17 protein-coding genes are annotated in these 16,618 nt (G+C 58.4%); 10 read left to right on the plus strand and 7 right to left on the minus strand.

Features of this window, described 5'->3' with window-relative positions; translation table 11 throughout:
- From ACIOMO_RS07405 to ACIOMO_RS07415, 3 genes are all read left to right on the plus strand, one after another.
- Nucleotides 1–1,184, plus strand: a 1,184-nt coding sequence (locus tag ACIOMO_RS07405) for a lipoprotein-releasing ABC transporter permease subunit (protein WP_401239551.1), incomplete at its 5' end; no start/stop codon positions are given.
- Nucleotides 1,177–1,875: a lipoprotein-releasing ABC transporter ATP-binding protein LolD gene (gene lolD, locus ACIOMO_RS07410; RefSeq protein ID WP_008087731.1), complete on the plus strand. Its 699-nt coding sequence runs from the start codon at nucleotides 1,177–1,179 to the stop codon at nucleotides 1,873–1,875. The genes ACIOMO_RS07405 and lolD, both read left to right, overlap by 8 nt.
- A 63-nt stretch (nucleotides 1,876–1,938) precedes the next feature.
- The gene (locus ACIOMO_RS07415) at nucleotides 1,939–3,183 is read left to right on the plus strand and encodes a lipoprotein-releasing ABC transporter permease subunit (protein WP_053122062.1); all 1,245 of its coding nucleotides are present in this window, start codon (nucleotides 1,939–1,941) and stop codon (nucleotides 3,181–3,183) included.
- A gap of 173 nt (nucleotides 3,184–3,356) precedes the next feature.
- On the opposite strand, the gene ACIOMO_RS07420 is transcribed toward ACIOMO_RS07415, so the two are convergent.
- Entirely contained in the window at nucleotides 3,357–4,706 is a 1,350-nt protein-coding gene (locus ACIOMO_RS07420; protein ID WP_401239555.1) for a heavy metal sensor histidine kinase, read from the minus strand.
- Entirely contained in the window at nucleotides 4,706–5,386 is a 681-nt protein-coding gene (locus tag ACIOMO_RS07425) for a heavy metal response regulator transcription factor (protein ID WP_159814271.1), read from the minus strand. The genes ACIOMO_RS07420 and ACIOMO_RS07425 overlap by 1 nt, the downstream gene beginning before the upstream one ends.
- 165 nt (nucleotides 5,387–5,551) lie before the next feature.
- Here ACIOMO_RS07425 and ACIOMO_RS07430 point away from each other — a divergent pair, with 165 nt between their 5' ends.
- A complete protein-coding gene (locus ACIOMO_RS07430; protein ID WP_401239558.1) occupies nucleotides 5,552–6,079 on the plus strand; it encodes a plastocyanin/azurin family copper-binding protein in 528 nt (175 codons plus the stop codon).
- Between the two features lie 61 nt (nucleotides 6,080–6,140).
- Nucleotides 6,141–6,971 (plus strand): NADPH-dependent 7-cyano-7-deazaguanine reductase QueF, encoded by an 831-nt coding sequence (queF, locus tag ACIOMO_RS07435; RefSeq protein WP_159814267.1) that lies wholly within the window; start codon nucleotides 6,141–6,143, stop codon nucleotides 6,969–6,971.
- Between the two features lie 174 nt (nucleotides 6,972–7,145).
- On the opposite strand, the gene ACIOMO_RS07440 is transcribed toward queF, so the two are convergent.
- Both ACIOMO_RS07440 and ACIOMO_RS07445 read right to left on the minus strand, forming a co-directional pair.
- On the minus strand, nucleotides 7,146–7,409 hold the full coding sequence (locus ACIOMO_RS07440; protein ID WP_053122053.1) for a DUF4404 family protein: 264 nt from the start codon (nucleotides 7,407–7,409) through the stop codon (nucleotides 7,146–7,148).
- A 109-nt stretch (nucleotides 7,410–7,518) separates the two neighbouring features.
- Nucleotides 7,519–8,139, minus strand: a complete 621-nt coding sequence (locus ACIOMO_RS07445) for an HAD family phosphatase (RefSeq protein WP_401239562.1) — start codon at nucleotides 8,137–8,139, stop codon at nucleotides 7,519–7,521.
- Nucleotides 8,140–8,335: 196 nt separating this feature from the next.
- Between ACIOMO_RS07445 and ACIOMO_RS07450 the strand changes: the two genes are divergently transcribed.
- Nucleotides 8,336–9,025: a VacJ family lipoprotein gene (locus ACIOMO_RS07450; protein WP_053122049.1), complete on the plus strand. Its 690-nt coding sequence runs from the start codon at nucleotides 8,336–8,338 to the stop codon at nucleotides 9,023–9,025.
- Nucleotides 9,026–9,079: 54 nt separating this feature from the next.
- On the opposite strand, the gene ACIOMO_RS07455 is transcribed toward ACIOMO_RS07450, so the two are convergent.
- Nucleotides 9,080–9,379: a PilZ domain-containing protein gene (locus ACIOMO_RS07455; protein WP_401239565.1), complete on the minus strand. Its 300-nt coding sequence runs from the start codon at nucleotides 9,377–9,379 to the stop codon at nucleotides 9,080–9,082.
- A gap of 273 nt (nucleotides 9,380–9,652) precedes the next feature.
- Here ACIOMO_RS07455 and rssB point away from each other — a divergent pair, with 273 nt between their 5' ends.
- Together rssB and rssC are read left to right on the plus strand one after the other, a co-directional pair.
- Nucleotides 9,653–10,834: a two-component system response regulator RssB gene (rssB, locus tag ACIOMO_RS07460; protein ID WP_053122045.1), complete on the plus strand. Its 1,182-nt coding sequence runs from the start codon at nucleotides 9,653–9,655 to the stop codon at nucleotides 10,832–10,834.
- Nucleotides 10,834–11,316, plus strand: coding sequence for an anti-sigma factor antagonist RssC (rssC, locus tag ACIOMO_RS07465; RefSeq protein WP_042560140.1), 483 nt, complete (start codon nucleotides 10,834–10,836; stop codon nucleotides 11,314–11,316). Before rssB ends, rssC begins: the two co-directional genes overlap by 1 nt.
- Nucleotides 11,317–11,529: 213 nt before the next feature.
- Here rssC and tal read toward each other — a convergent pair whose 3' ends face one another.
- Both tal and ACIOMO_RS07475 read right to left on the minus strand, forming a co-directional pair.
- Nucleotides 11,530–12,456, minus strand: a complete 927-nt coding sequence (tal, locus tag ACIOMO_RS07470) for a transaldolase (protein WP_053122043.1) — start codon at nucleotides 12,454–12,456, stop codon at nucleotides 11,530–11,532.
- Between the two features lie 202 nt (nucleotides 12,457–12,658).
- Nucleotides 12,659–13,615: a glycosyl hydrolase family 5 gene (locus tag ACIOMO_RS07475; RefSeq protein ID WP_401239567.1), complete on the minus strand. Its 957-nt coding sequence runs from the start codon at nucleotides 13,613–13,615 to the stop codon at nucleotides 12,659–12,661.
- Nucleotides 13,616–13,907: 292 nt separating this feature from the next.
- Between ACIOMO_RS07475 and ACIOMO_RS07480 the strand changes: the two genes are divergently transcribed.
- Both ACIOMO_RS07480 and ACIOMO_RS07485 read left to right on the plus strand, forming a co-directional pair.
- The gene (locus ACIOMO_RS07480; protein ID WP_053122039.1) at nucleotides 13,908–14,348 is read left to right on the plus strand and encodes a low molecular weight protein-tyrosine-phosphatase; all 441 of its coding nucleotides are present in this window, start codon (nucleotides 13,908–13,910) and stop codon (nucleotides 14,346–14,348) included.
- A 39-nt stretch (nucleotides 14,349–14,387) separates the two neighbouring features.
- Nucleotides 14,388–16,616: a polysaccharide biosynthesis tyrosine autokinase gene (locus ACIOMO_RS07485; RefSeq protein WP_053122037.1), complete on the plus strand. Its 2,229-nt coding sequence runs from the start codon at nucleotides 14,388–14,390 to the stop codon at nucleotides 16,614–16,616.
- Nucleotides 16,617–16,618: the final 2 nt, after the last annotated feature.

A 16,618-nucleotide genomic window follows, 5' to 3' on the forward strand; every position in this document is an offset into this window, starting at 1 on the left:
TGTCATTCATTTCCCTGACTTCGATGATCGGGCTCGCCCTTGGCGTGGTCGTGATGATCGTCGTGCTGTCGGTGATGAATGGCTTCGATCATGAGATGCGCACCCGCGTGCTGGGCATGGTGCCCCACGCGACCATTGAATCCACTGAGCCGATCAACGACTGGCAAAGCCTGGCCACCAAGGTCAAGCAGAACCCGCAGGTGACGGCGGTTGCGCCGTTCACCCAGATGCAGGGCCTGCTGACCAACAACGGTCAGGTCTCCAAGGTGTTGCTCAATGCCATTGACCCTGCGCTCGAGCGCAAAGTGTCGATCATCGACAACTTCATGAAGCAGGGCAAACTCGACGATTTGACGCCGGGCAGCTTCGGCATCGTCATCGGCGACAAGGCCGCGACCAAGCTGGGCGTCGGCATCGGTGACAAGGTCACCTTCGTCGCGCCAGAGGTCAGCGTGACCCCGGCCGGGATGTTCCCGCGCATGAAGCGCTTCACCGTGGTCGGCATTTTCCATGTCGGCGCCGGCGAGCTCGACGGCTATCTGGGCGTTACCAACCTGCAGGATCTGGCGAAGATGCACCGCTGGAAGCCTGATCAGGTGCAGGGCATCCGCCTGAAGTTCGACGACTTGTTCCAGGCACCGCGTGTGGCATGGAACATCGCCCAGCAACTTGGCGAAGACCATTACTACGCTCGCGACTGGACGCGCACCCACGGCAATCTGTATCAGGCGATCCGTATGGAAAAAGCCATGATTGGCCTGCTGTTGCTGCTGATCGTCGCCGTAGCCGCGTTCAACATCATTTCCACATTGGTGATGGTGGTGAATGACAAGAAGGGCGACATCGCCATTCTGCGCACCTTGGGCGCGACGCCGGGCACGATCATGCGCACGTTCATGGTGCAAGGCACGGTGATCGGTGTAGTCGGCACGGCGATTGGCGCGGTGGTCGGGATTTTCGCGGCGCTCAATGTCAGCGCGGCGATCTCGGCACTGGAAGGGCTGATCGGCCACAAATTCCTTAATGCTGACGTGTATTTCATTGATTATCTTCCGTCGCAGGTGCAGAGCCAGGACGTGGTCATGGTCTGCGCGGCGGCGTTGGTTCTGAGTTTTCTCGCCACCCTGTATCCCGCCTGGCGTGCCGCGCGCACCCAGCCGGCGGAGGCGCTACGTTATGAGTGAGTCGGGCATGAGTGAACAAGCAATCTTGAGCTGCCGCAACCTGGGCAAATCCTACGAGGAAGGCCCGGAGTCGGTAGAAGTGCTGGCCGGTCTGCAACTGGAGTTGCACCCGGGCGAGCGTGTGGCGATTGTCGGCACCTCGGGTTCGGGCAAAAGTACTTTGCTCAACCTGCTCGGTGGACTGGATACGCCGACCAAGGGCAGCGTCTGGCTCGACGGTGAAGAACTGTCGGCGCTGAGCGAGAAGAAGCGCGGCCTGCTGCGCAACCGTGCACTTGGTTTCGTTTACCAGTTCCATCATTTGCTGCCGGAATTTACCGCGCTGGAAAACGTTTGCATGCCGCTGCTGATCGGCAAGACGCCGATCCCTGAAGCGCGTCAGCGTGCGACCGCTTTGCTGGAGCGCGTCGGCCTCGGCCATCGCCTTGAGCACAAACCCTCGGAACTGTCCGGTGGTGAGCGTCAGCGTGTGGCCATCGCTCGCGCCCTGGTGAACAAGCCAGGCCTGGTGATGCTCGACGAGCCGACCGGCAACCTCGACTCCCACACCGCGCAGGGCATTCAGGATTTGATGCTGGAACTCAGCACCTCGATGCGCACCGCGTTTTTGGTGGTGACTCACGACATGAACCTGGCCCGTCAGATGGATCGCGTACTGCACCTGCAAGAAGGTCGCCTCACGCCTATCTGATTGGCTGAAACCCGACACCTGCAAAGGCGTCGGGTCTTTTATTTTTATACGGTGCCCCTGCGAATGTTCAGACCGTTATCGATCTTTATCGGCACGCGCTATACCCGCGCCAAGCGCCGCAATCGCTTTGTTTCGTTCATTTCGATGACCTCGATGATCGGCCTCGCCCTCGGCGTGCTCGCAATGATCGTGGTGTTGTCGGTGATGAACGGCTTCCAGCGCGAAATGAGCTCGCGCATCCTCGGCATGGTGCCGCACGCGACCATCGTTGGCGTCAAGCCGATTGATGACTGGCAGCCAGTGGCCGCCGCCGCGATGAAAAATCCCGAAGTGACTGCCGCTGTGCCGTTCACCGAAATGGAAGGCATGCTCTCCTATAAAGGCATGATGCAGCCGATCCAGATCAGCGGCGTCGATCCGGCGCAGGAAGGCAAGGTCTCGATCGTTGCCCAGCACATCGTGCAGGGCCGTCTCGATGCGTTGAAACCGGGCGAGTTCGGTGTGGTGATCGGTGAGATCACTGCGCGACGTTTTCGTCTCAACGTCGGCGACAAAATTACCCTGATCGTCCCGGAAGTCAGCACCGCGCCGGGTGGCATCACCCCGCGCATGCAGCGGCTGAACGTGGTCGGCGTGTTCAAGGTTGGCGCTGAACTGGACGGCTCGATGGGCCTGATCCACGTCGCCGATGCCGCGACCATGCAGCACTGGGAACCGAATCAGGTACAGAGCGTGCGTCTGGCAGTCAAAGACCTGTACGCGGCGCCGAAAGTCTCCGCAGACATCGCCGCCAGTCTGGGCGCCGAGTTCAAGGCTGATGACTGGACGCACACTCAGGGCAGCTTGTTCAGTGCGATGAAGATGGAAAAAACCATGATCGGCCTGTTGCTGCTGATGATCGTCGCGGTGGCGGCGTTCAACATCATCGCGACGCTGATCATGGTGGTGAACGACAAGGGCGCGGACATCGCGATCCTGCGTACCATCGGCGCGACGCCCCGGCAGATCATGGCGATTTTCATGGTGCAGGGCACGGTGATCGGGATTGTCGGTACGATCATTGGCGGCGTGTTGGGCGTGATTGCGGCGTTGAATGTCAGTCAGATCGTCGGCTGGATCGAGCGCGTGAGCGGGCAGCATATCTTCAGTTCTGATGTGTATTTCGTCAGCAATCTGCCGTCGGAATTGCAGGGCGGGGACGTGCTGTTGATCTGCTCGGCGGGGTTCATCTTGAGCTTCCTGGCGACGGTGTATCCGGCGTGGCGAGCGGCGAAGATCGAGCCGGCTCACGCACTCAGATATTCGTAATCTGATACTCCGCTTTCGCGAGCAAGCCCGCTCCCACAGGGGATTTGTGAACGACACAGATCCAATGTGTGGCAGCTATCTCTCACACAGGATGAGTTGAATCACAGATACCTGATCAACAAAGATCCAATGTGGGAGCGGGCTTGCTCGCGAAGAGGCCGGAACTACTGGCCTCAATCCTTCTTGGGCAACTCAATCACAAACCGCGTCCACCCCGCCTCTGATTCGCAACGAATCTGCCCCCCATGCGCGCGGACAATCGATTGAGTAATCGCCAACCCCAACCCCGCATGCTCACTGCTGCCTTCCTGCCGCGCTGGATCGGCCCGATAAAATCGGTCAAACAGCCGTGGCAACAACTCCGCAGAAATCCCATCCCCAGTGTTTTCAACCGAAACCCGCACAGCACCCGGTAATTCAGCGATCCGCAAACTCACTGAGCCCGCCGCCGGGGTAAACCGCAACGCGTTATCCAGTAAATTCGACAAGGCCCGCCGCAACATATTGCGATCCCCTTCGATCTGCGCGTTACCCTCACGGCTCAGCGTGACGCCGGCGTCCTCCGCCAGCGGCGCAAAAAACTCCAGCAACACATCGGTCTCATCCGCCAATTCCAGCGGCTCACGCTTGGGCATCAGCAAACCGTGGTCAGCCTTGGCCAGGTACAACATGTCGTTAACCAGTTGCGCCATCCATTGCAGTTCTTCGAGGTTGCTGTGCAGCGCTTCGCGGTAATCCTCGATCGGCCGGGGGCGGGTGAGGGTGACCTGGGTGTGAGTCAGCAAGTTCGACAGCGGCGTGCGCAGTTCGTGGGCGATGTCGGCTGAAAACGCCGAGAGTCGCTGAAACGAATCGTCGAGACGGCCGAGCATGGCGTTGAAGCTGTGGGCCATTTCCGCAAGCTCTGGCGGCATTTGCGCTTCCGGCAGTCGGGCATTCAGCGATTGTGCAGAAATCCCACGCGCCACCGCGCTCATGCGCCGTAATGGACGTAAGCCGCTACGCGCTGCCCACGCGCCGAGCAACGCCGTGGCCAGTGCCGAGAGGCCGACGGTGAGCCAGATCAAATGCTGCATGCGTTGCAGGAAGTGTTGGTGATGGGTGATGTCGAGCAACAGGCTCAAGTGCGGCGAATCGGCTTTGTCCGGGTAGAGCGGGGCATTGAGCACGCGGTAATCGGTGCCGTCAGTGCTGATCGTCGACAGCCCGGTTTGCGACGGCAAATCCTTGGGGATCTGCGTCGAGCTGTCGTACCAGCGCTGGCCGTCAGCACCGGTGATGCGCAGCGACAAATCGGCCTGACGGCTGAGCTCATCCGCCAGTCGCGCTTCCCGCTGAGCCGGCTGAACGTCCTGCAGCGCGCGGCGCAGGCCAATCAGTTTGCCATCCAGTTGTTGCTGGTCGAGCTCAATGAAATGCGCCTCGCTGGCGCGGTTGAACAGCACCCCGGCGAACAGCGAGACCACCGCGGTGCAAGCGGCGAATAACAATGCCAGGCGCGAACTCAGGGACAAACGGCGCATCAGACGCTGCGCTCTTCAAGCACGTAACCCATGCCGCGCACGGTGTGGATCAGTTTGTTGGGGAATTCGTCGTCGATTTTCAGGCGCAAACGGCGGATCGCCACTTCGATGACATTGGTGTCGCTGTCGAAATTCATGTCCCAGACCTGCGAGGCGATCAGCGATTTCGGCAGCACTTCGCCTTGGCGACGCAGAAGCATTTCCAGCAGGGCGAACTCTTTGGCGGTCAGGTCGATGCGCTGGCCACTGCGTTCTACACGGCGACGAATCAGATCCAGACGCAAGTCGGCGAGTTGCAGACTGGTTTCCTGAGGCGTGGCACTGCCACGACGCAACAGACTGCGCACCCGCGCCAGCAACTCGGAGAAGGCGAACGGTTTGACCAGATAATCGTCAGCACCGAGTTCGAGGCCGTGAACCCTGTCCTCCACCGCGTCTTTAGCCGTGAGAAAAAGTACCGGTGTGTCCAGTCCCGCACTGCGCACCGCTTGCAGAATCTGCCAGCCACTGCGACCGGGCAGCATCACGTCGAGGATCAACAGCGCATAATCACCGCTCAATGCCAATTGCTGACCGCTGTTGCCGTCGGCCACCAGTTCGGTATTAAACCCGGCCTCGGTCAGGCCCTGACGCAGGTATTGGCCGGTTTTCGCTTGGTCTTCGACGATCAACAGTTTCATGGGCGACTCGGGGTTATTCGGGGATGATTCAGTGAAGGCTTTATACCGTGAGAGCACGCGGCGAGCGCCAACCTGACAAAGTTGTAATCTGCCTGTCAGGTTGATGCCAGTGCAGGGCGGCTAAAGTTTCCCACAGGCTGAACCTTATCTTGTTGGAGAACGACCATGTTTTTACGCCAATCCCTGGCCTTGTGTTTGTTGGCGTTGAGCTCGCCGGTATGGGCGGCTCCCGCGCACACTTACGACTTCGGCCAGCCAGCGCCTGCTGCCCAAGCCACGCGCAGCGTTGAAGTGGTGCTGAACGACATGTCATTCGACCCCAAGGCGATTCAGGTCAAGGCCGGTGAGACCGTGCGTTTTGTGCTGGTGAATAAAGGCCAGTTGCTGCACGAATTCAACCTCGGTGACGCAGCGATGCATGCCAGACACCAGCAGGAAATGTTGCAGATGCAGCAAAGCGGCATGCTTACGCCTACCGGCATGAAGGAAATGTCCCACGACATGGCCGGTATGGATCACGCCGCGATGGGCCACGGCATGAAGCATGACGACCCGAACAGCGTGCTGGTTGAACCGGGTAAAACAGCGGAACTGACCTGGACGTTCAGCAAGGCGACGAGCCTGGAATTTGCCTGCAATATTCCGGGGCATTATCAGGCGGGGATGGTGGGTAAGTTGACTGTCAGTCAGTAACCACTCAAAGCCGCGCGCAAAGGCTGGTAGAATCCGCTGATTCTTCAGTCAGGTTTCCGCCATGCATCCCGCAGCCGAACATTCGCCGCTGGGCAAGTCCAGCGAATACATCGCCACTTACACGCCGTCCTTGTTGTTCCCGATTCCGCGCACTGCGAAGTGGGCGGAGCTGGGGCTGACCGCCGAGACCCTGCCTTATAAAGGTGTGGATTTCTGGAACTGCTTTGAGCTGTCGTGGTTGTTGCCGTCGGGCAAACCGGTGGTGGCGATTGCCGAGTTCAGCATTCCGGCGGATTCGCCGAATATCATCGAGTCGAAGTCGTTCAAGCTGTACTTGAACTCGTTGAATCAGACGCCGTTTGCTGACGTCGCCACGCTGGAAGCGACGCTGGTCAAGGACCTCTCGGCCGCTGCCGGGAAACCGGTGGGCGTGCGGGTGCGCAGTTTGAAAGACGTTGAAGCCGAAGGCGTTGTGGCGTTGCCGGGCGTGTGCATCGATGATCTGGATATCAGTGTCAGCAACTATGAGCATCCGCGCCCGGAGCTGCTGCGTTGCGATGAGTCGCGGATCGTCGAGGAGACTGTTTACAGTCATCTGCTTAAATCGAACTGCCCGGTGACCAGTCAGCCGGACTGGGGCACGGTGGTCGTGGAGTATCGCGGCTCGGCGCTGGATCACGCCAGTTTGCTGGAGTACATCGTGAGTTTCCGACAGCACTCGGACTTTCATGAGCAGTGTGTGGAGCGGATCTTTCTTGATCTGCAGCGACTGTTGAAGCCGGAGAAGCTGACGGTGTTTGCGCGGTATGTGCGTCGCGGTGGTCTGGACATCAACCCGTACCGCAGCACCGAAAGCGTACAACTGCCGAACGACCGGCTCGTGCGTCAATAAATTACCCAATGTAGGAGTGAGCCTGCTCGCGATAGCGGTATAGCAGTCGACATCATCGTTGAATGTTAGTCAGCTATCGCGAGCAGGCTCACTCCTACAAGGGAATGCGTTGCCAAATTAGAAATGAAAAAGCCCTGCCGGTGATGGCAGGGCTTTTTTATGTATCAGGGTAAATCAGATCCCCATGCTACCCAGCGCATTGACGATATTGCGCAGGGTGCCGGCGATCGCCGGGTGCTCGACTTCGAAGCGCTCGACCGCCAGGTTCACGCCATCGGCGATGCTGGCGTCCTGAGTAGCGTTCTCCAATTGGATTTCAGACTCGATTTGCGCCATCAACACGCGCAGATCTTCACGTTCGGCTTCCGACAGTGGCGGATTCTGCTCCAGTTGCTCGCGCAGGGTTTCGAGCTGTTTTTGCAGTTCTTGGGCCGGCATTGGTGTTTTCCTTTTATCGAGAGGCACTGGCATTGACCGCAGCCGCGCGCCAAAGGTCTGTGGCTGACCTTTAGATTAATCCACTCTCGTTCAAACTGCATGATCCCGATCAGGGCTTTTCGCCTTTGAGGCGGCGCAGGCTAATGTCGGCGAGGCAGGTGTCGAGCTCGCCCAAGTGATCGATCACTGAATGCACGCCAAGCCCGAACAATTGCACCGTTGCCTTGCCCCGCAGTTGTTCGCGTTCTTTTTGCGTCAGCGCTTTCCATTCACTCGGCGCCAGACCGCACAGTGAACCGCAGGAGGCGAGGCCGATCGTCCACAATCCGGCATTCAGCCCGGCTTGCAGCAAACGAGGTTCGCCGCTGACCAGCACGCAGCCATCGAGCCGATCGACGTTGAGTCCCATCAATGCTTGCCAGCAAGCATTCGGCGCAGGCCATGGATTGTTTGTTGCTGAATGTTGCGAAGGTTTGATCCACTCCGGTAAAGCGGCCAACAGCGGTTTCGCGAGGGCAGGGGGCAGCTCATCGATCCATGCGCAGGGGATTTTTCGGCGTTGCAAGCTGAGCAGGCTATCGAGTGCGCCGGGAGTCGTTATGGCGTGCTCCGGGTCGCTGCCGCCAAGTTGCAGCGCACGTGCGCCGAAATCCACCAGACAGCCACTGAGCCCGAACAGCACGGCGGTCAGGCTGGGTGTGGCGAGCGGTAAGGTTTCGGCCTGTGACATGGAAGCGTCCCTGAAATAGCGTCAAGGCTAGGGCGCGACAATGACAGTTGGATGACAGGGCTTGCGGAAGGGAATGAAGGAAACTTCCTACAGACAGTCTCATGCCAGACTGCCCAAAATGCCGATTGCGCTTATACTAGCGTTCTTACGCGTGGCCTCAGCTGCCCGTGCCAGAATCAAATCCAAGGAGTTTTCTATGCGCTGGAGCAATCCTCTCGCTCAGCTTTGTGTATGCGCCAGTGTCATGCTGGTTCCGTTCGCCGCCAACGCTGCGACGGAAGAAGACCCTTGGGAAAGCGTTAACCGTCCGATCTTCCAGTTCAACGATTTCGTTGATACCTACGCGCTGAAGCCGCTGGCCCAGGGTTATCAGTTCGTGACGCCGCAGTTCGTTGAAGACGGCATCCACAACATGTTCCAGAACGTTGGCGACGTCACCAACCTGGCGAACAACATTCTGCAAGCCAAACCGGCTGCCGCTGGCGTTGATACGGCGCGTCTGATCTTCAACACCACTTTCGGTCTGCTCGGTTTCTTCGATGTCGGCACGAAAATGGGCCTGCACCGCAGCGACGAAGATTTCGGCCAGACCCTCGGTTACTGGGGCGTGAGCAGCGGCCCGTACGTGATGCTGCCGTTGATGGGCCCGAGCACCCTGCGTGACGCGCCGTCCAAGTACGTCGACAGCTTCACCGGCATGTATCGCTACATCGACGACGTGCCGGCGCGTAACTCGATCTTCGGTCTGAACATCGTCGACACCCGCGCCAGCCTGCTGTCGAGCGAGAAGCTGATCAGCGGCGACAAGTACACGTTCATCCGCAACGCTTACCTGCAGAACCGCGAGTTCAAAGTTAAAGATGGTCAGGTTGAAGACGATTTTTAATCTCGACCTGTAGAAACAACAAGGCGACCCTCGGGTCGCCTTTTTTGTGTGCGCTTATTTCATCTTCAAAATGGTCAGGCCGAGCTTCTGAGCGCCGCCATCTTGTGCGCTGACCCAGACCACTTCGGTCTCGGCCTCAAGGCCCGTGAGCGCTGCATGGTCGGAGTCGATCCGCACGTGCAAACGGTCGCCGATCGCGAATTGTCTGGGTGCTTCGACCTGCATGCCACTGCTCGAGAGGTCGATGCACACCCCTGAAACCTCATCACCCTCATGAATCAACACGACATCGGCATCGACTCGCATGCGGATGAAATCGCGCTTTTCGCTGTAGTCCCGACCGGTTTGACTCATGCCTTCGTCCTTCCATTGGGTTACGGTTTGAGCTGTTCTTATAACTCCCAGTGATTTGACAAGTAAAGTCGTCAAGCGACCATCGGCGCATGCTTGAAACGCTCTGCGGATGGGAGTACCGTCTGCGCCTTAGAAGGGCACCTCTGAAGTAACCGCGTTTCGGCCTATGCTCGAAAGCGGTGCAACAGAGAGGCTAGAAAGCGAATCCAGTAGTCCGCGCAGGGTTGTTACCTTGCCCACTACGCCAACCTAATTCTGGCGCCGTTTGCCCACATGCCAAAAACCAGTGCCACGCTGCTGATAATCGATGATGACGAAGTAGTGCGCGCGAGCCTCGCGGCCTATTTGGAAGACAGTGGTTTCAGCGTCCTGCAGGCCAGCAACGGCCAACAGGGTCTCAAGGTATTCGAGCAAGAACAGCCCGATTTGGTTATCTGCGATCTGCGCATGCCGCAGATGGGCGGACTCGAATTCATTCGCCAGGTCACCGAGCGGTCGCCGCAGACGCCGATGATCGTGGTATCGGGTGCCGGCGTGATGAACGACGCGGTCGAGGCCTTGCGCCTGGGCGCGGCGGATTACCTGATCAAGCCTCTCGAAGATCTGGCTGTGCTCGAGCACTCTGTGCGCCGGGCCCTCGATCGTTCGCGTCTGCTGCTGGAAAACCAGCGCTACCGCGAGAAGCTGGAAAAGGCCAATCGTGAGCTCGCCGCCAGCCTGAACCTGCTCCAGGAAGACCAGAACGCCGGTCGCCAGGTGCAGATGAACATGCTGCCGGAAAGTCCGTGGAGCATCGACGAGTTCAAGTTTGCCCACCAGATCATCCCGTCGTTGTACCTGTCGGGTGATTTTGTCGACTATTTCCGTGTCGACGAGCGCCGGGTTGCGTTTTACCTGGCGGATGTTTCCGGGCATGGCGCCTCGTCAGCCTTCGTCACGGTGCTGTTGAAGTTCATGACCACGCGCTTGCTGTTCGAATCCAAGCGCAACGGCACATTGCCGGAATTCAAGCCTTCAGAAGTCCTTGGTCATATCAACCGGGGGCTGATCAGTTGTAAGCTGGGCAAACACGTCACAATGGTCGGTGGAGTCATCGACGAGGAGACCGGTTTGTTGACCTATAGCATCGGCGGTCATCTGCCTTTGCCAGTGTTGTACACGCCTGACAGTGTTCGTTATCTCGAAGGGCGCGGTTTGCCGGTGGGCCTCTTTAATGAAGCCACCTATGAAGACCACGTGCTTGAGCTGCCGCCGACGTTCAGCCTGACGCTGATGTCCGATGGCATTCTGGATCTGTTGCCAGAACCCACGCTCAAAGAAAAAGAAGCTGCTTTGCCCCAACGGGTGAAGTCGGCGGGCGGCAGCCTGGATGGTCTGCGGCAAGTGTTTGAATTGGCCACGCTAGGGGAGATGCCGGATGATATCGCCCTGTTGGTGTTGAGCAGGAATCTTTAATGAGTACCGGTAGAATCCAGTTCGCCGAGCAGGACGGCACCTTCGTCCTGAAATTCGTCGGTGAAGTTCGCCTGACCCTGTGTTCGGCGTTGGATGCGACTATTGAGAAAATCTTCACCGCGCTGAATTTCAACGCGATCGTGATCGATTTGACCGAAACCCGCAGCATCGACAGCACCACCTTGGGCTTGCTGGCCAAATTGTCGATCCTGTCGCGGCAAAAGGTCGGCCTGCTGCCGACTGTCGTGACCACCCACGATGACATCACCCGCCTGCTGCAATCGATGGGGTTTGAGCAGGTGTTCAACATCGTCAACCACCCGGTGCCATGCCCGGAGTGCCTGGACGACCTGCCAGATCAGGATCAGTCGGAAGAAGTGGTGCGGATCAAGGTGCTGGAAGCACACAAAATCCTCATGGGCCTGAACGATTCCAATCGCGAAGCGTTTCATGACCTGGTGAATGCCCTCGAGCGGCATTGATAGTTTGAGCTGAGGGTAGGGCGGCTGGCCCTATCGCGAGCAGGCTCACTCCTACAGGGTTCTTCATTAGCCACATAATCGCGATCACTCCACAGATCCCCTGTAGGAGTGAGCCTGCTCGCGATAGCTTTCGCAAGAACACCGAATATTTCCCAGCCATAAAAAAGGGCGAACCCTCACAGGTTCGCCCTTTTTGCATTTCAAACAATCAAATCACAGCTTGGCCTGCAACAGCGCCTCAAGCTTCTCTTGGTCGCGAGCAAACTGACGGATGCCTTCAGCCAGTTTCTCGGTGGCCATCGCGTCTTCGTTGGACAACCAGCGGAATTGCGCTTCGTTCAGGCTCTGACGGGCTTCACCGGCGTGACCTGGGGCCAGTTTGCGTTCCAGCTTGCCGTTATCCGCTGCCAGTTTGTCGATCAGATCCGGGCTGATGGTCAGTCGGTCGCAACCGGCCAGTTGCTCGATCTGATTCAGGTTACGGAAGCTCGCGCCCATGACCACGGTCTTGTAGTCATTGGCTTTGTAGTAGTTGTAGATGCGCGTGACCGACTGTACGCCCGGATCATCGGCGCCGGTGTAGTCGTTGCCGTTGGCCTTCTTGTACCAGTCGTAGATGCGGCCCACGAATGGCGAAATCAGGAACACGCCAGCGTCGGCGCAGGCTGCGGCCTGGGCGAAGGAGAACAGCAGGGTCAGGTTGGTCTGAATGCCTTCTTTTTCCAGCACTTCAGCGGCGCGAATGCCTTCCCAGGTCGAAGCGATCTTGATCAGTACGCGGTCGCGGCCAATGCCGGCCTTGTCGTACAGCTCGATCAGGCGATGCGCGCGTTTCAGCACAGCGTCTTTGTCGAACGACAGGCGTGCATCCACTTCGGTGGAGATACGGCCTGGGATCACTTTAAGAATTTCCTGACCTACCGCGACGCCAAAACGGTCGCTGGCCAGGCCGACATCGCCCTTGCAGTCGCTGACGCAAGCGTTCAGCAGCTCGGCGTAGCCGGAAATGGCCGCGGCTTTGAGCAGCAGGGAAGGGTTGGTGGTGGCGTCGACCGGTTTGACTCGGGCGATCGCTTCGAAGTCGCCAGTGTCGGCCACTACGGTGGTGAATTGTTTGAGTTGTTCCAGCTTGGAAGTCATGGGCGTGCTCTATCCTATGGGTCTGATGACATTACCCGAGCGCTGACGGTCACTCAAGGGCGTGGACGTGTATCGATGGCCCCTGCGGCAACAACCTGAAAACGATTGTTTGAAAGGTGGGGCGGGCTATCGATGAATACGATGCCAAAACAGCGCACAGGTTCAAAGCAACCGACCTGCGTACAGATCGGTTGCGCACGGACTACTCAGCGTTCAACAGGGTTTCGACCGACATTCGCGCCGGTTTCGGCTGACCGTCAGAGGTCAACAGGCCGAAGTTCTTCTCGCGATCGTTACTGCCGGACTCACTGTTCTTCCATTCATAGATAGACGTCAGCGGGATCTGCAGTTTTTTAACATCGCCAATAAAGGCGTTGATCTTGCTCGCCTGACCATCGGCGCCACCATTAGAGCTGAGCGCTGAGACGCCCCACTCACTGATAACACCCGGCAAATGGAAATTCTGCTGAATGAATGCCTGCGCGCTGCTGATCTGCGCAGCAGTCATGCCATACGGGTGATACGACACCGCGCTCAGGCATTTCGGGTATTCGCTGACGATGCGGTTCAGCGCCACGGTGGATGCGGAACCAGCGGTCGGCGGCCGCGCGAAGCCATATCCCACCAGTGGCGTCGCCGGCGGCTTGCCCTGCAACGTCTTGCACACCGAACTCATGAACGGCACGAACGTCGTGTCGAAATTGCCCGTTGGCCAGTAGGTCGGCAGATCCGGCTCGTTCCACAGCTCAATCGCCACCAGTTGCGCGCTGTAGGACGTTTCCAGGCTTGTCACGGCATTGGCGAACGCTTCGCCCGCCGTCGCCAGTTCGCTGCCTGACGAGGCAGGCAACGGCTTGATCGCACGCACCGTCAACAGCACCGGCAACCCCGCTGATCGCGCCGCCGCAAAGGCAGCGCTGACCTGCTGCTGATAGGCCTTGGCGCTCAGGCTGTCGCTCCACACACCGAAGCGCACAAAACTGAACCCGGCCGCTTTGATCTGCGCGGCATCGGCGGCGGTGAAGTTCTGGATCTTCACCTGCACGCCGATGGTTTTGGCGGGGAGGTTAGGGAACAGCTCACTGGCGTGAACCTGACTGGTGGCGCCGACAAGCGCCAACGTCAGCGCGCCAAGTTGTTGCAGAGGTGTCGATTTCATGTCTGCTCTCCCGAAGAGAAGTGACAACTACGAAGAATGATCTCTTTTCTCAATTTTCGAGTGAGGTGATGGCACTTAGTGCGCGAATGTTATTTTTAGTCGGAAAACAATCAGCCGAAAATCACAGTTATTTTTAGTCCGCTAATAGTGGTTGGGCGCCTTTAAAACGCTGTGGTACTTAATGCTCCAGTACTAACAGGGCGATTCTATTTCTGAGTGCAGAAAGATCCACAGGGTTCATTGCAATCCTTTGGCATGTTGGCCGTTTGACATTACCCGGGAAAGTAAAACCTTGTTCAGAAAGATCCTTGTTGTGTGCGTGGGCAATATTTGCCGCAGTCCGACGGCAGAACTGTTGCTGCGTAACGCGCTGGCCTCGTCAGCGATCACCGTCACCTCCGCAGGCCTTGCGGCGCGGGTCGGCGAGGGTGTCGAAGCGTCGGCGCGTCAGGTGCTCGAAGATCACGGCCACAGCGCCGAAACGTTCAAGGCTCGGCAACTGACATCAGACATCGTCAATGAATCAGACCTGATTCTGGTCATGGAAAAACAACACGTTAATCAAGTACTGAAGATTGCCGCGCATGCGCGGGGCAAAGTGTTTCTGCTTGGCAAGTGGCAGAGCGAGCGCGAAATACACGATCCGTATCGTCAAGGTAAAGCCGCTTTTATCCATGCGCATGCATTGATTGAAGACGCAGTTAGTTCATGGGCGCAGCGCCTCGGGCATTGACGAATATTCTTCAGAACAGTGAATGGTAAGAACAGACTTATGCAGTTACCGTCCGTAATCGGCACCCGTGACAATGATCAAGACAGCATTGATCTGCTCGGCATCTTTGGCAGCCTGATCGATCAGAAATGGTTGATTGGCGCGCTCACCGGCGCGTTTATGGTCACCGGCATTGCCTATGCGGTTTTGGCCACGCCGGTGTATTCGGCGAACGCGCTGGTGCAGGTAGAACCGAAAAAGAACGACATGCTCGGTTTCTCCGACCTCAACAGCATGCTCGGCGGCCAATCGCCGTCGGTGACCGAGATCGGCATCATCAAATCCCGCGCAGTGATCGGCAAAACCGTCGACGACCTGCGCCTCGACATCGACGTCAGCCCCAACACCTTTCCGCTCATCGGCGGTTTTCTCGCCCGACGTTATCGCGGCGAAACCGACACCAGCGTCGCCGCGCCGCGTTTCGGCCTGAACAGCTACGCCTGGGGCGGTGAGCGGCTGGAGTTTGCCCGGCTCAATCTGCCGAAAGAACTGCTCGGCAAAAAACTCACGCTGATCGCTGGCGAACAACATCGCTTCCAGTTGCTCGATGACAACGACAACCTGCTGGCCGAGGGCGCGATGGGCGAAGCCTTTGCGCAGGATGGCGTGGAAGGCTTGATCACTCAATTGCAGGCCAATCCCGGCACGCGTTTCGAAGTGGTGCGCAACCCACGCATCGTGACGATTCAGGGTTATCAGGATGCACTGGATATCTCTGAACAAGGCAAAGAGTCGGGAATCATTCGTCTGGCCCTCGCCAGTGCCGACGCGCCTGAAGCGGTGAAGATTCTCAACAAGATTGCCTCGCTCTACGTCGAGCAAAACGTACGCCGTACCTCGGCGGAAGCGGCGCAGAGTCTGGCCTTCCTGCAAAGTCAGTTGCCGCAGGTCAAACGTGATCTGGCCAAGGCCAGCGATGCCCTCAACGCCTATCAGACCCACGGCAAAACCGTGAACATTTCCTTGGAAACGCAATCGGTGCTCGGTCAGTCCGTGGCGCTGGAAACGCGGATTTCCGAGCTGAAAATGCAGCAGGCGGAAATGGATCGCAAGTTCACCAAACAGCACCCGGCCTACCGCGCGTTGATGAGCCAGATCGGTGAATTGACCCAGCAGCAGAAGTCGCTGGAAGGCAAAGTCCAGGACTTGCCGGCCACCCAGCAAGAACTGCTCAACCTGACCCGCGATGTCGAAGTCGCCTCGCAGATCTACACGCAGTTGCTCAACAAATCCCAGGAGCTGGACATCGTTCGTGCCGGTGCGGTGGGCAACGTGCGTCTGGTCGATACGGCGGACGTCGACCTGACCAGTCCGGTCAAACCGAAGAAAGCCCTGATCGTGTTGATCGCCACCTTCTTCGGCGCCTTCGTCGGTGTGGCGCTGGTGCTGCTGCGCAAATCCCTGAGCCGTGGGCTGGAAGGCCCCGAAGCCATCGAGCAACTCGGTTTGCCTGTGTACGCGTCGATTCCGTACAGCGCGCTGCAACAGGAAGAGGACAACAAAAAGGGCCGCGCCCGCGATGGCGTCGACAAACCGGCGTACCTGTTGGCGCTGCGCAATCCGACCGATCTGTCGATCGAGTCGATCCGCAGCCTGCGCACTTGCCTGCACTTCGCCGGGCTCGATTCGACCAACAACCGCATCATGATTTCCGGGCCGAGCCCGCAGGTCGGCAAGACCTTCGTCTCGTCCAACCTCGCCGCAGTCATGGCTTTGAGCGGTCAGCGCGTGGTGCTGATCGATGCCGACATGCGCAAAGGGCACCTGCACAAAACCCTCAACACGCCAATCAGCAACGGTTTGTCCGACCTGCTGGTGAAGCGCTGCAGCATCGATCAGGCGATCAACAAAGTTGAAGTCGACAACCTGCATTTCATCAGCCGTGGTCAGGTGCCACCGAATCCGTCCGAGCTGTTGATGCACGCGAACTTCCGCGAATTGCTCGCGCAACTCAGCGAGATGTACGACGTGGTGATCATCGATACGCCGCCGCTGCTGGCGGTGACCGATGCGGCAATTGTCGGCCGTGAAGCGGGCATCAGCCTGATCGTCACGCGCTTCGGGGTGAACCCGGCCAAAGAGATCGAGCTGACCATCCGCCGCTTCGCGCAGAACGGTATCGAGTTGAAAGGCGCGGTGTTCAACGGCGTCGAGAAGCGTGCCGCGAGCTACTACGGCAACGGCGGCTACGGCTATTACAACTACGAATACGCGTCCGACAAATCCTGAGT

Source organism: Pseudomonas sp. NPDC087804, assembly GCF_044742965.1.
GTDB lineage: Bacteria > Pseudomonadota > Gammaproteobacteria > Pseudomonadales > Pseudomonadaceae > Aquipseudomonas > Aquipseudomonas rustica.

What these genes read in the sequence shown, in the direction of transcription:
- ACIOMO_RS07430 (WP_401239558.1), top strand. Translation starts at nt 5,552, where the DNA reads ATGTTTTTACGCCAATCCCTGGCCTTGTGTTTGTTGGCGTTGAGCTCG.
- rssC (WP_042560140.1), top strand. Translation starts at nt 10,834, where the DNA reads ATGAGTACCGGTAGAATCCAGTTCGCCGAGCAGGACGGCACCTTCGTC.
- ACIOMO_RS07445 (WP_401239562.1), bottom strand. Translation starts at nt 8,139, where the DNA reads ATGTCACAGGCCGAAACCTTACCGCTCGCCACACCCAGCCTGACCGCC.
- ACIOMO_RS07475 (WP_401239567.1), bottom strand. Translation starts at nt 13,615, where the DNA reads ATGAAATCGACACCTCTGCAACAACTTGGCGCGCTGACGTTGGCGCTT.
- ACIOMO_RS07485 (WP_053122037.1), top strand. Translation starts at nt 14,388, where the DNA reads ATGCAGTTACCGTCCGTAATCGGCACCCGTGACAATGATCAAGACAGC.
- ACIOMO_RS07450 (WP_053122049.1), top strand. Translation starts at nt 8,336, where the DNA reads ATGCGCTGGAGCAATCCTCTCGCTCAGCTTTGTGTATGCGCCAGTGTC.
- ACIOMO_RS07415 (WP_053122062.1), top strand. Translation starts at nt 1,939, where the DNA reads ATGTTCAGACCGTTATCGATCTTTATCGGCACGCGCTATACCCGCGCC.
- ACIOMO_RS07420 (WP_401239555.1), bottom strand. Translation starts at nt 4,706, where the DNA reads ATGCGCCGTTTGTCCCTGAGTTCGCGCCTGGCATTGTTATTCGCCGCT.
- queF (WP_159814267.1), top strand. Translation starts at nt 6,141, where the DNA reads ATGCATCCCGCAGCCGAACATTCGCCGCTGGGCAAGTCCAGCGAATAC.
- rssB (WP_053122045.1), top strand. Translation starts at nt 9,653, where the DNA reads ATGCCAAAAACCAGTGCCACGCTGCTGATAATCGATGATGACGAAGTA.
- ACIOMO_RS07425 (WP_159814271.1), bottom strand. Translation starts at nt 5,386, where the DNA reads ATGAAACTGTTGATCGTCGAAGACCAAGCGAAAACCGGCCAATACCTG.
- ACIOMO_RS07455 (WP_401239565.1), bottom strand. Translation starts at nt 9,379, where the DNA reads ATGAGTCAAACCGGTCGGGACTACAGCGAAAAGCGCGATTTCATCCGC.
- lolD (WP_008087731.1), top strand. Translation starts at nt 1,177, where the DNA reads ATGAGTGAGTCGGGCATGAGTGAACAAGCAATCTTGAGCTGCCGCAAC.
- tal (WP_053122043.1), bottom strand. Translation starts at nt 12,456, where the DNA reads ATGACTTCCAAGCTGGAACAACTCAAACAATTCACCACCGTAGTGGCC.
- ACIOMO_RS07440 (WP_053122053.1), bottom strand. Translation starts at nt 7,409, where the DNA reads ATGCCGGCCCAAGAACTGCAAAAACAGCTCGAAACCCTGCGCGAGCAA.